Source organism: Pedobacter hiemivivus (assembly GCF_005144565.1).
GTDB lineage: Bacteria > Bacteroidota > Bacteroidia > Sphingobacteriales > Sphingobacteriaceae > Pedobacter > Pedobacter hiemivivus.
In genome coordinates, this window is record NZ_SWDX01000009.1 from 66,383 (window position 1) to 79,711 (window position 13,329).

Here is a 13,329-nt window from a genome sequence, read left to right on the forward strand (position 1 = left end):
CTTTTATTTCTTGAATGTTAAGATCACCTATAGACGTATTTACGCCGCCTTGCGTAACCAGACTTTCCATAGCCTTGCTGAACTTAACAGGGCGATCAGGGAAAAACTGGACCAGCATCATCAACTCAACTTTCAGAAAAAGATATTTAGCAGGCAGGAGTTATTTGATAGTCAGGAAAGGGCATTGCTGCAACCACTACCGGAATCTGTATACAGCATCAGGTATTACACCAAAGCAAAAGTGCAGAAGTACTATCACGTGCTGGTAGGTGAAGACTGGCACTTTTACTCTGTCCCTTACCGCTACATCGGGAAAGAAGTGCGCATCGCGTATTGTGCAGATCACGTGGAAATCTATTATGATGGCAAAAGAATCGCTGTACATACCAGAAATTATACCAGTCATGGTTACACCAGTATCAAAGAACATATGCCTGAAAGACATCAGGCAATCACCCGTCAACGCGGATGGAGTCCTGAATATTACTTAAAAAAAGCGGAGGACAATGGGCCACATACCCTGGAGTTCTTTAAAAAAGTAATGGATGATTGATTTTTAACTGTGTTAAAAAAGCTCTTTTCATTTTTAATAAACCAATTCCAAAAATCTTCATTTGATATTACAGGGGTATCAGCTTTGCCGAATATTTTTTTTTAAAAACGTCGCATAAACTAAGGTAGAAAGTTGGCAACGCTATCTAAAGTATTTTGTAAAATAACTAATTCTTCTTTCATTTCCATTACCTCTTCCGAATCAATTTTGGGCACGAACATTATGGCTTTGGTGCTCAAAATTCTAAATTGCGTAAAATCTCCATGTTTGTAACATAGTTTAGCTAATAAATATTTTGGCTTTATAAGGTTTGGAATTGCCTTCTCGATAAGCGTGTAATTCATTTTAGCCTCTCTATAATTGCCAATTTTTTCTTGACAATTGCCCAAGGCATAATAGAATCCTTTATAAGGAGAAAATTTTGTGGCGCGTTGCAAATAAGGTATTGCTTTTAAATAATGGCCGTTTTTAATATAATAGGAAGCAATCCGATTCAAATAATTGGGTTCTGTATTTAATGCACTGTATAACATTAAAAGGTCATTAATTTCAAAGATATCATCCTTTTCAAAAGTAATAGAAGTCCAATGTAAGTAAGCTTTCAGTTTGATGAACCCATAATATGCATGCGAAATTCCAGCTGTAAATAATAAAATAGGAAGTAGGGTTTTTAAAAAATATACTTTTGTGTTGAAAGATATTTTAGCCTCGGTATTCATTGACACAGAAACTGCAATCATAAACCAAAACAAAATGGCGAGCGGCAATATTGTCAAAGGATAAGAACTAGCTCCGGCAATAATAACAGTTAACAAACCGGAAAAAATGCAATAATTAAATATGGAACGATAACTCGATCCCTTGTTAAGAGATTTAAATATTTGTTTGCCACACAATGCAATAATTAATACAAATATCAATAGACCGAATATGCCTGTTTCACAGAATATCTGGATGGCATCATTAAATGCATAACGAACATCTCCTGCAAGGTTCCCATATTTTTGAATATTTAAGTCATTTTCCTCGAAAAATTTGGCTTGGTAAAAAATGTATTTCGGTGCAAAATTTCCGATCCCGACCCCAAACAACCAATTTTCCTTAAGCATAAGGGCTGTTACGTTCCAGATAAGTAAACGGCCTATAGAAGAAGCTTCTTTTAAGTAGTATAACCAATAAACAAAAGCAGGAAAAAGAAGTATGAAAGCTGAAAGACTTAATTTCCTTGTAGATGTCGATATTTTTATTTGAGCTTCGTTAAAATAGTAAAGGCAGGCAATCAACAACCCGAAGAAACTACCGAGCCAAGCAGAGCGGGACATGCAATTGATAAGAAAGAAAACTGCAATACATACTAAAATGCAATAAAATAGTAAGATAAAATAATTATTTCTAAACAGGCTGTTTACAATTAATATCCCCACGATGGAAAGAAGCATTGCTATAAGAATTGCAAATGGCGCTGGGTTAAAAAACATACCTGTAACACTAAAATTGGTATGGCAAGATGACATTATCGAAAAATACTGTGCAGCCGCAATAATGAGGTTGCAGCAAAGCAAAATCAGAAAAGCTACGATAATGGTTTTTATCAAAAAAACTTGTCGAATACCTATGCTTAAAATCCTTATTGAGAAGTAGCAAATTCCAAAATTAATCTGGTTTAGGATTTTTGAAGTGTTGTTACCGTCTTTATTGAATAGTAAGTCACTTATGGGCAGTAGGAAGAGAATGGCAAATACAAGGATGTCTATAACTTTAACTTTTATTTTAGTTGACCCTAAATTAAAAACCTTCAATGCAGTTAAAATGCAGCATATGCCTGCGGCCAGTCCTAATCCTAGTTCCTTTGAAGTAAATAAGCTATTAGGCAAGGAATCATATACCAAAAAACAATTAATAAATAAGATTGTGACGGCAATTCTAAACAGCCAAATATTAGTCATGGTTGAATTTAATTTACAAATCCTTTTATTTTCAAGGTATGTAATTGCATTTCAGTATTAGTTTGTATGACAATTTCCTTTTCAACCTTACCCGTATCATAAGTGATTGATGGCTTATAAACGAAACCTATCGCTTTCTTTTCTCCCGGAAGAATAGACTTTTTTTCATAACTTGTTATGGTACAGTTACAGGAAGGTGCAATGTTTTTAATCACAAGATCCCCACTTCCGATGTTCTCTAGTATGAATTCGCCCTTTACTGAATCGGCTTTATCTATTTTTGCAAAATCATAAACACTATTGTGAACTTTTAATATGGGCTGGTTACTAACGTTACAACTATAAAAAATAGAAGTTATGAGCAAGTATAGGATGACTTTATTTTTCATTGAGTAAGGCATTTATGGTATTTGTTGTTTTTTTATAATAGTAATCAGTTAAGGGTTCCTGATACCCTAGATGTATGCTTATGATTTTACCGGATTTATCTATTATTAGTTCTATCGGATAAACAGATACTCCGAGTTTTTGATGAAGCTTAGTTATGAGTTCTTTATTTGCGAGTAGAGAAACATCGAATACATCCTTGTATTCGATGTTCATTTTCTTAAAGGATTTAATATCGTCGAGTTTTCCGTCTATTATTCCTATAACTACAAAATCTTCTCTGTCTCTATATTTTTCATTTATTTTCTTTATTAGTGGTAGCTTTTTAATGCAGGGCAAACAGTAGCTATACCATAGCTCTATGTAAAGAACTTTATTATTGTATTTAGTCAACGATAGGGTGTCAAGCGATGAGGTTGTATAAAAGAAATTTTGTGTATCCTTTATGAAGTTTGCATTCTGAGGAATACTCATATCACCTTTATCATAGTAATACATTGGAGCTATATAAATGTTCTTTACCGCAATTAATACAATGCTTATGAAGGTTAAAGCCATCGCAACTTTTACATTTTGTTTTTTAATTGAAATGACAATAGCGAGTGAGAGACAAACGAAAAGTATGCAAAATGGTATTATTATCGGATAAAGGCTCTGATAATTCACAGCAGCACCAAATACAGCCAACATTAGCCAGGGTATAAGTGTCAAATAAACCAACCCAGTATCTTTTCTTAAGGTGGTAGCGAAAACAAAATAAGATAAAAGAATAATGATGTCGCAAATATATTGATGTAGAAATCCGGATCTTTGCAACATAAACATTGTAGCACAAAGCCCAAAGTACATCAACAACTTGAATGTAAAGATCAATATCTTTTCCGATGAAAACTGCATGAATTGGTTATAGCAGAATTAGCATTTTACTACACCAGCCGTTACAGTCCCAAACTAACAGGAAACCACATCCACTGCTATATGTAGTACAATTGGCACTTACACAGTCACCTTCAGTTGCTGAATTACACCAATCACTTGACTGAGAGCATTTGCAAAACTTCTTTCCTCCATTTTCTGAACCACCATCGTCACCTTCCGAATCGCCGTTATCACCATTCAAAGTTACTACATTATTTGCCTTCTGGTTTGTACTGTTTAGCGTTGTCATTTTATCCCTGATGAATTTTGGGCCTAACACGTTAGCTGCTGTTTTTATCCAGGCGTTTCCATAATCAGTCATAAATTTATCTCTAGCTTTACCGTCATTTTCATAAAAGTTTGATGGAATATGAATTATCAAATCCTTAACAAGCGCCACCTGTTCACTGTTTAATTTTGGATCCTCTGTAAGGAGCGTTAATTGATCGGTTATGGCTGTCAATTTTTCTGATTGGTTCAGAATCCTAGAAAAAGCTATTTTTCTAGCGTTCGGCGTAGAGAGGCTCTTAACTTCTTTAATTAATTTTAAGTCAATTTCATTATTGCGCGCACTATCGGTCTTTTTACAAGAGATAAACGACGCTATAATAAGGATGGATAGTAATAGTTTTTTCATTTTTTTTTAGATCTGTTAGATGAGTTGTTAAATTGAGAGTAAAACTAGACAATATATATGGCTGCACTCGGATGATAACTTTGATACTTAGAATATGGCGATAACGGTCATGAATTGTAGTGTTTCCTGTTGGAATACAGTCATTTCGAATCCACCGGTGAAAGTTGCTCACCACCAAACCTGTTTGCCGTTTTGCAGGAGAAAAATACGCTCCTCTTTCCCCCTTGTATGGTTATGTAAAAGAAATAATGCACCCTGGGGGCAGTTGTTGTAGACGAGGGTTTCTGTATTGGCTTTCCTGGCACCCAATGTGTTCCACTGTCCGTCATTCCAATACAGCAGCTCATAGACATCACCGATCCGGATATTGTTGTCGTCGTTTTTTGGGAGAAAATGGATCTCATCTATTGTCTTGCCTAATTTAAGATCATATCCGACCCAAGCACCAGAATCCACAAGCGCATCGAAAAATGAAAGCACGTCACCATCTAACGCCTTTTCTTTCGTCTTTTCCGGCTTATCTCCATAGGAGCCAGGGGTACCAATTATGTCACCGCAAACACGGGATAATATTCCACGTTCTTTAGTATAAAATTCTATCTCTGCGACATTAGTGAAACTCCGTGGGCCTCCAATATATCTTACATATCTAAACTTTTTTCGAATATTCGTTTTAACTTTGTTAAATGTGACTTTCGGCAATAATTTAATAGAATACAAATCCTCAGGTTTCTTAAAACCAGGATCGTTTGCACCCTGAAACCGACCATTAAGCATTCTTTTCGGATACTCGCGTACTTTTATGGTATAATACTTTCTTGTTAGAATAGCTTCTGTCGTATTTGCGGTATCGACCGTTATTGCACTAATTTTTCCGAGTGTATCCAGTATAAAAGGGGCTGCAGCTGCAACTATTTCATTATTAATGTAATAGGCTGGTAAATATATCAGTCCCTTACCCATTTTTGAAAACTTCACCTTAGTGCCTTTAACTAAGCCCCAATGTACGGGAACCCATCGCTTGTTATCAAAAACGCATAGATAGGCTACCTTTGGAAATGTGGCGCGGCTGTTTTCTAGATTAAGATCAACATCACACACAGGAAAGTATTCTTCCGAAACGTCTTTCAGGTTTGGTGATTTTAAAAAACCAGGCAATGATTCTCTGACATTTTGTTGTGCAAGACTTTCTTTCTGAATACTATAGGTTTTTCGAAATACCTTTGGGCAATGGAAAGTAGACTCTATATGCCAGTCTTTTATTTTTTCATCAAAACCTAGGAACGGATATTTTTTACCGTCGTCTCCAATTAATATATTCCATGTGTGTGAACTGTTAAAATTAATCCATTGTGGCGAAAAATCAGTTCCAACAGGGAGCCCCAATGATCTCATGAGATAGATTGTCTTCGATTTGTATTCTTCACATGATCCAGAGCGGATGTTATCTACCAAAGTTGGAGGGTAATTTCTTAATCCTTTCTGATACAACACAATTTTACTGTGATGAATAAGGCTGCCATTAACAAGTTCACAAAACTGCTGAATACTCGTGTTTTTATTTTTATTGGCATAATTATTAAGATAATGTCCATACTTACTTCTATAATAGCTGATCCAAAGCTCCCTTTTTTCATTCGATTCTGAATACGGTAGAATATATTCACAAAAATTTTCAAATGTGATCTTTTCTCGCCAGGGGGCGTTATACCATGCATCAAAAGATGCATCAATATGACTAATCAAAAAATCATACGATAAAGTTTTAATGTCTGAAAAGTTTCTTCTATGGGGCGTAGGGATGGTTTTTCTAGTAGAGTCAAATATTTTGTAAACACTATCAGTACTCAGCTGACTTCTATTTAAAGAATCCATGATATGAAATAATTTTGGATGAACTTCGTCATATTGATGTGATGGCATGTTTTCTATTAGAAAACACGCTGCCTTGTATTTTAAAGAATCCTTAGCCGTATGATAATGATCAAGTACTCTTTCTAACTCAGGACGATTGCTACCCGCAAGCATTAAAGCTTGCTCAATAGGCTTATCGCCTGTGTTACTGCAAGCCATTGAAACTATACATACGAGCGTGAAATATAAGAATTGTTTTAAATGAGTGTAACTTACCGTCATTGTCTTTCTTATTTAATCTTCATGAGTACTAAAAGTTCAGCTATAGAAGTAGTGAAGGGAATTTGCTTATCGTCGAGCAATTTAAGCTGTTTATTTTTCTTGTCGATAAGCTTAATATGATCTTTATTAACCAGAAAAGATTGACTAACCCTTATAAATTGTTGCGAACTAATTTCATCAGAAAGCTTTTTTAACGATTTGCAGACTATTAATTCCTCGCCATTATCCAGAAAAACACTAGTATAGCAATTGTCCGATTTACAGTATTTTATACTGGGTATTGAGATGAAACGAAGAGTGTCCTGAGAGTTGATAATTAATTTATTCATTTATTGAGTAAGCATGAAAGCGTAAAAAAAAAATATTTTGATATACTACTAGACGAATAACTTTGTATCATAGAGTATACGAATTAATATTATTTTGAATTTGAATTAAAGGCGACCCATGTAAAGACAACATAACATGTCGAGATAATTTCACTTACATTAAAAAAAATCTAAATAACTCTTAATTCCTATCTTTATCAACATGACAGCTACTTTAATCGCAATCCTACTCTTTTTCATCTTTCTGTTACTTTCAGGTATCCATATATATTGGGCTTTTGGTGGAGAGTGGGTTAGTGCTGCGGTTATTCCAACTAAAGAAGACGAAGTGAAGATAGCTGTGCCCAGCGCTTTTGGGACCTTGGTTGTGGCTGCGGGGCTCATGGGGTTTGGACTATTAGTTTTGGCAAGATCCGGCCTGTTGGATATCAGTTTACCAAATTGGCTCTTAAGGTATGGCCTATGGGCGATTGCCGGAATCTTTTTGCTCCGCGCAGTCGGAGATTTTAGGTATGTCGGTTTTTTCAAAAAGTATACAAAGACTCGTTTTGGACAGAACGATACGAAGTATTACTCACCGCTTTGTTTAGCCATTGTACTGATGATACTAATTATGGAATGGGTTTCTAGGTAAATCTATAGGTAATTTAGATTCAATAACTAATTAAATTATAATTCAGCACTCTCCACACATTAAAATAAAATTAATAAGGAAACTTGTAAGAAAGAATGGCATATGTTTATTTGGCCTATTCATGACGCATTCAATGTCAATATTACAAGAAAAAAAGCGGGCTTCGATCAGTCTATTGAAGAGTATGCAAAAACTTTCGGAATATCGTATCAGCTTGTAACATTGGATAGTGTAAAAAAACTTAAGGACTAAAAATATTTGAATGTATTTTTTTTAGTAGTATTGGTGCAAATTAACGCTTATTTATAAATGAAAAAAATACTATTGGTTACGCTCTCTATACTTTCTATATTACTTCTACAGGTTGATGTTGTTCTTTCTCAAGAAATTTATACGGATATAGCGGGTAAAAAGATGAGCTTTTTTAAAAAGCTGGAAAGGAAAAACAAGGGGGAAGTTTACCAAACAGATGGTGATATTATTATTCCCGGAGGTATGGCAATGCCTATCATGTATAGAAGGGCTCAAAAAGATATGCCGGATTTGATTGTGAATTATGTGTTTACGGAAAAGGATTCGCTAATGCACACTGTAGAGTATGAGTGGGATGTGCAGAATCAAAAAGCCTTTGTAAATAAGTACAATGAACTTCTAAATTTGTTAACAGCTAGATATGGAGCAAGTGTTTCTAAAGGTGAGCTTGCTGATTTTTTAAAGGTTGACGGATCGAAAAAGTTAAGCAAATCTGACAGGTGGTCAACTAAGGAAAATGCTGAGGTAGAATTATATGCTTTTAGGTCTAAAGAGTACAACCCTGTCTATAAAATAAGGCTTTATGTTAGTCCTAAAAGATCTTAAAAAATTTTATTTTTCTTAAAGTCAAGCTTTATGAAGTTATCGAGAAATGATCCTTTTGATTTAAGGCTGTGCATGAGAGGACTGGGGGCATTGGTTACCCGGATGCATTCAGATATTTATGAATATGTTTATCATTTTACCTTTAAAAAATCTCTAAAATCCTATGGAAAGGATTTTAAGGATCCCTGGGACCAATATATAGAAGATGATGATTTCTTTATGGATGTTGATGATCCCCTCGTTAAAAATTGCATTGTTAGTATGGGGAGGCTTATCGAATACAAACAAGCGCTTAACCTGATATTCGGGATAGAGGAAGTGGAGGATTTAGAAGACGAATTTATTGTATCGGAATCTAACAGGTTCAAGATATTTCTATTGGTTTATAAGCATTCTAAAAGCTATAAAAAATTGAAACCGTATTATGAACGTACTTTGGCGGGTTTTATTGAAAATCTGTCTTTGTACGCTTATGCTTTAACCGCTCAGAGTTATAAAATACCACTTGTATTGAGGCGACAACTTAATCTTCCGGGTGAGGAGAGCCTGAGGTTGCTAAATGCTGATGATACTAATGTAGCTATGATTAAGGAGTTGGTTATTGGATTAAAGAGAGATCTTGAAAATTCTAAAAGCTTAAGCCTTAGTAAAGCTGCTAAGCGTAAATAAGAAATAAATTCTTTTATTCTATAAATCAGTAGTTTAAAGGGAATGACTGGATTAAAATGAAATTAAGTCGTTGTTAAGGTATGAAATCATCATAAATTTTATACTTTTGCACTCCTTCAAACAAGGAAATGATTCCTTAGCTCAGCTGGTAGAGCATTACACTTTTAATGTAGTGGTCCTGGGTTCGAATCCCAGAGGGATCACAGAGAATAAAAAGCCTGCAATCAATTGATTGCAGGCTTTTGTTTTTTAGCTGTATCGTCCTAAAATATTCAAAAAATCAACTATTGTGCTTCTTTATTGACACCGTAATTTATCATCCAGCATACTCCGTATTTGTCCTTAAAACTACCGAAATAATCACCCCAGAACTGATCCTGCATGGGCATTTCTACTTCGCCGCCTTCCGACAGACCTTTAAACAAACGGTCTGCCTCTTCTTTACTTTCAGGACTAACACAAATGTAGTTGTTATTGCCAACCACTAATTTTTGTCCCATAGAAGGCATAGTATCGGAGGCCATTAACACATGGCCGCCGGTTATGGGCAGTGATACGTGCATTACCCGTCCTTTTTCTGCGTCAGTGATGCCTTCATATCCAGGTGCTCCATCCATCCTCATGATACCGCCGGCAAACTCACCGCCGAAAACAGATTTGTAAAAATTGAACGCTTCTTCAGCATTGCCGTCGAAGTTTAAATAAGAATTAAATTTTGGCATAATCGTATTTTTAGGAATTGCATTAATAATGAGTTTTCTTAACATTTTAGCCGCGCAATAGTTTTATAAAAATTCTTTTAGTTGAAATTTTATAGGCAGGAGGCTTTTACTCTTAGATCAAATTAGTCTTGTATGCTTATTTTTTTTGAGGTATTTTTAATAGGACATAAATATCAAATGTTATGGAATTCGAACAATCAACCAGGGTTATTTATTTGACGGACGAAGGTGAGCAAGTGTTCACTTTTATCAAGGATGTAAATGAGAAAGAAGGTTTGTATATTCTTGATTTTGAAGATGTAAAAATTTCCGAAAATAAGCTGAAATTAAATACCTATTCGAATTTTAGCGTTCCACATGCCATGAGTAAAGATCACATCAAAGCGTATCACTATGATCAGTTGATTAACCTTATAGTAGCGTTTCTTAAGGATCATCATGCTGAAGAGTACCTTGAAATTTATCGTGATATGGATACAATTTATTTTGAAACTGTATTTCATGCACCTAAAACCCCTGAAGAAAAGAAACTTTTCCAGGAAGTTGTTGATAAATTTAACAGAATCATCGGGCAGCTGAATAGTGCGGTTAAAAGTCGTTTTAACCAGAAGATTGAGGTTATTTTAAAATTCCCTCCTAATACCCATTATTTGCATTCCATTCGAGTGTAGAAAACCTGCATTTGGTCATACTCAGGTAACCACTCGTCAATAATCTTTTCTCCTTTAAGGGCTGCTTCCGTTCTTCGTGTCTGATATACAATAAGATCAGATACAAAATATGAAAACATTACGTTATTCTCTTACCATAGCTGGTATAGCTTTCGGTTCATCCTTATTTGCGCAAAGTGGATTCTCGGGGAAAATTAAGGCCGAATATGTTCCTTTCTCCAATTATGTAAGACCGATAGACAGCCTCAAAACTGGATCTACCAGCGACTTTAAGCGAATCCAGGCTGCTTTTAGCATTCCCATTTCAACAACATTAGATGAACTTGGGCGACCGAAAATCTGGGCTGTTGGAGTAGAGGGGTCATATGCTAAAATGACTAACCGAAACTATGAGGAACCGTTATTCCCTACAGAAATGCTCAATGCCCAGATTGGTTTAATCCATTCCAGGCACATTAGTAAAACCTGGTCAATCATGGCGATGGCTTCAGTAGGGGTTTATACTGACATGGAAGAAATTTCATCTAAAGACCTACTTGCCCAAGGGGGTGTTTTGTTTATTAAACATTTCAATCCAAGACTGGCGCTAGGGGTGGGGCCTGTATTAACCAATGCCTTTGGTGTTCCTATGGTTATGCCGGGTTTATATTTCAACTGGTCTACCCAGGGGCGGTACAAACTACAAATCAATTTCCCGAATGGAATCGAATTTGGTGCAAAATTGAGCGATGCGGTAGAACTTAAAACTGTTGTGGAACTGAGCGGTATGACTGCCGAAGTAAACCGCAACAATACTTCAATGCTTTTAGGCTACCAACAGGTTGTTGCTGGTTTACGTCCTGAAATTAAATTGAGTAAATCACTGTCTATTCAGTTGACTGCTGGTACATCACTTGCCCGCTCTTTTAGTTTGACCAGTAGAAGATTGAAGGATTTCTTTAAGATGAAGGATGAAGCGGATCCTCGTTTTACGACTACGTTTTATGGATCCGCTGGATTGTCATGGAATTTTTCCAAGCGCTAGCGGCTTAAAAGTTTATTGTAAACCACCTCTTTTAATAAATCCTCTCTGCGGGTTCTGGAAATTGGAAGTTCCTGTCCATTGATGAAAATCCGACCTCCCGATACCTGGTCAATATGAGCAATGTTGATTAGATAAGATTTATGAATTCTAAAGAAGTTATCCCTTGGAAGTGTTTCTTCCAGGGATATCATCGTTTGGTGAATCACCAGTTCCTGATCTTTAAAATGGAGCTTGGCATAATTCTGCATACCTTCAATATATAAGATGTCAACCCAGGATATCTTTCGGAAGCTATCACCCTGTCTAATGTATAAAAATGTATCTACAGGTTGCGGATGTCGCGGGCTTAAGCTCATCATATGCATCTGCCGGGCCTTTAAAGCGGCCTGGTAAAAGCGCTTAAAGGGGATTGGTTTTAATAAATAATCTACAATCTGAAGTCGGAAGCCTTCTAACGCATGTTCCGAATAAGCGGTAGTTAGGATGGTAAGTGGGGGATGTTCTAGTGATTCTAAAAAATCGAGTCCGGATAAATAAGGCATATTGATGTCCAGAAAAAGAAGGTCGATATTCCCTTTTCTTATGTATTCAGAAGCCTCCATCGCCGAAGAACAAGAGCCTACAACAGTTAGAAAGTCTAACTTTTCAATGAAATCAATAATTCCAGCCCTCGCCAGGGGCTCATCATCAATAACCAGGCACTGCATTGCAGGTTCAGTCTGTAAAGAGTTTGAGTTGAGTGTCGTGGTCATGAGTTTGATGGATTTAATTCTAAGCGCAAATGTACCTTATAGCTTGATTCTGTTTTTTCAATATTTAGTTCGTGTTTGTCCGGGTATAGAATTTCCAGTCTTTTTTGAACGTTGGTTAAGCCTAATCCTCCACTATCTTGTTTGCGTGGCTGTTGTGCCGAATTGGAATTTTCAACGTTCAATTCCAGCATGTCGCCTGATTGTTTTAATATCAAATGTACATAGCCCTTTTCTGTAGGTAAACGGGATACATGTTTAAATGCATTTTCTATGAAGGGTACCAGCAATAATGGAGATATTTCACTTTTGCCATTCTGAATGGTCCAGCTATATTTCACTTCAAGTTCATCTGCCCATCTGATTTGTTCTATTGCAACCAAATCTTTCAGGTATTTCAGTTCCTTTTCCAATGTCACAAATTCACGATTACACTCGTACAACTGATACCGGAGAATATCTGAAAAACGGATTAATAATACAGAGGCGCGGTCAATGTCTTTCTGCATAAGGATATGAATGTGATTCAGTACGTTAAACATCAGATGCGGATTGATCTGGTCCTGTAAAATCCTGAGTTGTGCTTCCAGATGTACCTTTAATAATTCCTCATGATTTTTCTCCATGAGGCTATGTTCCTGGTAAAATCGCAGACCGCAGGCTGTAGCATTGATTAGAATTGCAGAGGGAAGGTTGCTGTAAAACCTGAGTAGGGATTCTCCATAGGCTTCCATTCTTTCGGGAGTATCGAAAGCAGTCCCCATTACATAATGTTTATAAAACCACAATGGAATCACTGTTAATACAAAAGCTAAAAGCAAGGTCATTAAAAGGCTTTGGCCTACAAATAACTTCATTTTTCCATTAACGAGGGCATTTGGAAGTAGAACGTCACTAACTGTATGGGCCACAACAATGGCTGCTGTTACAAATGCGAGCGACTGCAAAACTGCGGGTACAAGCTGAAAATCTTTTATCATTTGCGCCCAAATGGATATACCCAGGAGTAGCCAGTAAAAGCAGATAAAAAGCCAGTGTTTATTGAGTAGAGTCTTTTTCATATATAAGATAGAAGTCCGAAAGGCAACAGTTCATA

15 protein-coding genes and 1 tRNA gene are annotated in these 13,329 nt (G+C 36.1%); 7 read left to right on the forward strand and 9 right to left on the reverse strand.

The window, feature by feature from the left end; all coding sequences use genetic code 11:
* Nucleotides 1–10 precede the first annotated feature (10 nt).
* Nucleotides 11–553, forward strand: coding sequence for a Mu transposase domain-containing protein (locus FBD94_RS20150; protein WP_136881532.1), 543 nt, complete (start codon nucleotides 11–13; stop codon nucleotides 551–553).
* A gap of 119 nt (nucleotides 554–672) precedes the next feature.
* On the opposite strand, the gene FBD94_RS20155 is transcribed toward FBD94_RS20150, so the two are convergent.
* From FBD94_RS20155 to FBD94_RS26610, 6 genes are all read right to left on the reverse strand, one after another.
* Entirely contained in the window at nucleotides 673–2,499 is a 1,827-nt protein-coding gene (locus tag FBD94_RS20155) for an O-antigen ligase family protein (protein WP_136881533.1), read from the reverse strand.
* Nucleotides 2,500–2,507: 8 nt separating this feature from the next.
* Nucleotides 2,508–2,888 (reverse strand): DUF1573 domain-containing protein, encoded by a 381-nt coding sequence (locus tag FBD94_RS20160; RefSeq protein ID WP_169472367.1) that lies wholly within the window; start codon nucleotides 2,886–2,888, stop codon nucleotides 2,508–2,510.
* Complete coding sequence (locus FBD94_RS20165; RefSeq protein ID WP_169472368.1) at nucleotides 2,878–3,576, reverse strand: TlpA family protein disulfide reductase; 699 nt, start codon at nucleotides 3,574–3,576, stop codon at nucleotides 2,878–2,880. The genes FBD94_RS20160 and FBD94_RS20165 overlap by 11 nt, the downstream gene beginning before the upstream one ends.
* A gap of 214 nt (nucleotides 3,577–3,790) precedes the next feature.
* A complete protein-coding gene (locus FBD94_RS20170) occupies nucleotides 3,791–4,441 on the reverse strand; it encodes a bacteriocin fulvocin C-related protein (protein WP_136881536.1) in 651 nt (216 codons plus the stop codon).
* A 168-nt stretch (nucleotides 4,442–4,609) separates the two neighbouring features.
* Nucleotides 4,610–6,577: a discoidin domain-containing protein gene (locus FBD94_RS20175; protein WP_136881537.1), complete on the reverse strand. Its 1,968-nt coding sequence runs from the start codon at nucleotides 6,575–6,577 to the stop codon at nucleotides 4,610–4,612.
* Between the two features lie 8 nt (nucleotides 6,578–6,585).
* A complete protein-coding gene (locus tag FBD94_RS26610; RefSeq protein WP_136881538.1) occupies nucleotides 6,586–6,906 on the reverse strand; it encodes a LytR/AlgR family response regulator transcription factor in 321 nt (106 codons plus the stop codon).
* Nucleotides 6,907–7,108: 202 nt separating this feature from the next.
* Here FBD94_RS26610 and FBD94_RS20185 point away from each other — a divergent pair, with 202 nt between their 5' ends.
* The 4 genes from FBD94_RS20185 to FBD94_RS20200 all read left to right on the forward strand — a co-directional run bounded on the left by FBD94_RS20185 (nucleotide 7,109) and on the right by FBD94_RS20200 (nucleotide 9,270).
* Nucleotides 7,109–7,540: a DUF3995 domain-containing protein gene (locus FBD94_RS20185; RefSeq protein WP_136881539.1), complete on the forward strand. Its 432-nt coding sequence runs from the start codon at nucleotides 7,109–7,111 to the stop codon at nucleotides 7,538–7,540.
* Between the two features lie 309 nt (nucleotides 7,541–7,849).
* A complete protein-coding gene (locus FBD94_RS20190; protein ID WP_136881540.1) occupies nucleotides 7,850–8,398 on the forward strand; it encodes a hypothetical protein in 549 nt (182 codons plus the stop codon).
* 30 nt (nucleotides 8,399–8,428) lie between these two features.
* Complete coding sequence (locus tag FBD94_RS20195) at nucleotides 8,429–9,067, forward strand: hypothetical protein (RefSeq protein ID WP_136881541.1); 639 nt, start codon at nucleotides 8,429–8,431, stop codon at nucleotides 9,065–9,067.
* 130 nt (nucleotides 9,068–9,197) lie between these two features.
* A tRNA-Lys gene (locus FBD94_RS20200) sits at nucleotides 9,198–9,270 on the forward strand.
* Nucleotides 9,271–9,351: 81 nt separating this feature from the next.
* Here the strand turns inward: FBD94_RS20200 and FBD94_RS20205 are convergent.
* On the reverse strand, nucleotides 9,352–9,789 hold the full coding sequence (locus FBD94_RS20205; RefSeq protein ID WP_136881542.1) for a VOC family protein: 438 nt from the start codon (nucleotides 9,787–9,789) through the stop codon (nucleotides 9,352–9,354).
* A 182-nt stretch (nucleotides 9,790–9,971) separates the two neighbouring features.
* On the opposite strand from FBD94_RS20205, the gene FBD94_RS20210 reads away from it, so the two are divergent.
* Both FBD94_RS20210 and FBD94_RS20215 read left to right on the forward strand, forming a co-directional pair.
* Nucleotides 9,972–10,460 carry a hypothetical protein gene (locus FBD94_RS20210; RefSeq protein WP_136881543.1) on the forward strand — a complete coding sequence of 163 codons (489 nt, stop codon included), beginning with the start codon at nucleotides 9,972–9,974 and terminating at the stop codon, nucleotides 10,458–10,460.
* Between the two features lie 109 nt (nucleotides 10,461–10,569).
* The gene (locus FBD94_RS20215) at nucleotides 10,570–11,484 is read left to right on the forward strand and encodes a DUF6268 family outer membrane beta-barrel protein (protein WP_131608370.1); all 915 of its coding nucleotides are present in this window, start codon (nucleotides 10,570–10,572) and stop codon (nucleotides 11,482–11,484) included.
* Here the strand turns inward: FBD94_RS20215 and FBD94_RS20220 are convergent.
* Nucleotides 11,481–12,236: a LytR/AlgR family response regulator transcription factor gene (locus FBD94_RS20220; RefSeq protein WP_205945912.1), complete on the reverse strand. Its 756-nt coding sequence runs from the start codon at nucleotides 12,234–12,236 to the stop codon at nucleotides 11,481–11,483. The genes FBD94_RS20215 and FBD94_RS20220 overlap by 4 nt on opposite strands.
* Nucleotides 12,233–13,294, reverse strand: coding sequence for a sensor histidine kinase (locus FBD94_RS20225; RefSeq protein WP_136881544.1), 1,062 nt, complete (start codon nucleotides 13,292–13,294; stop codon nucleotides 12,233–12,235). The genes FBD94_RS20220 and FBD94_RS20225 overlap by 4 nt, the downstream gene beginning before the upstream one ends.
* Between the last annotated feature and the right edge of the window lie 35 nt (nucleotides 13,295–13,329).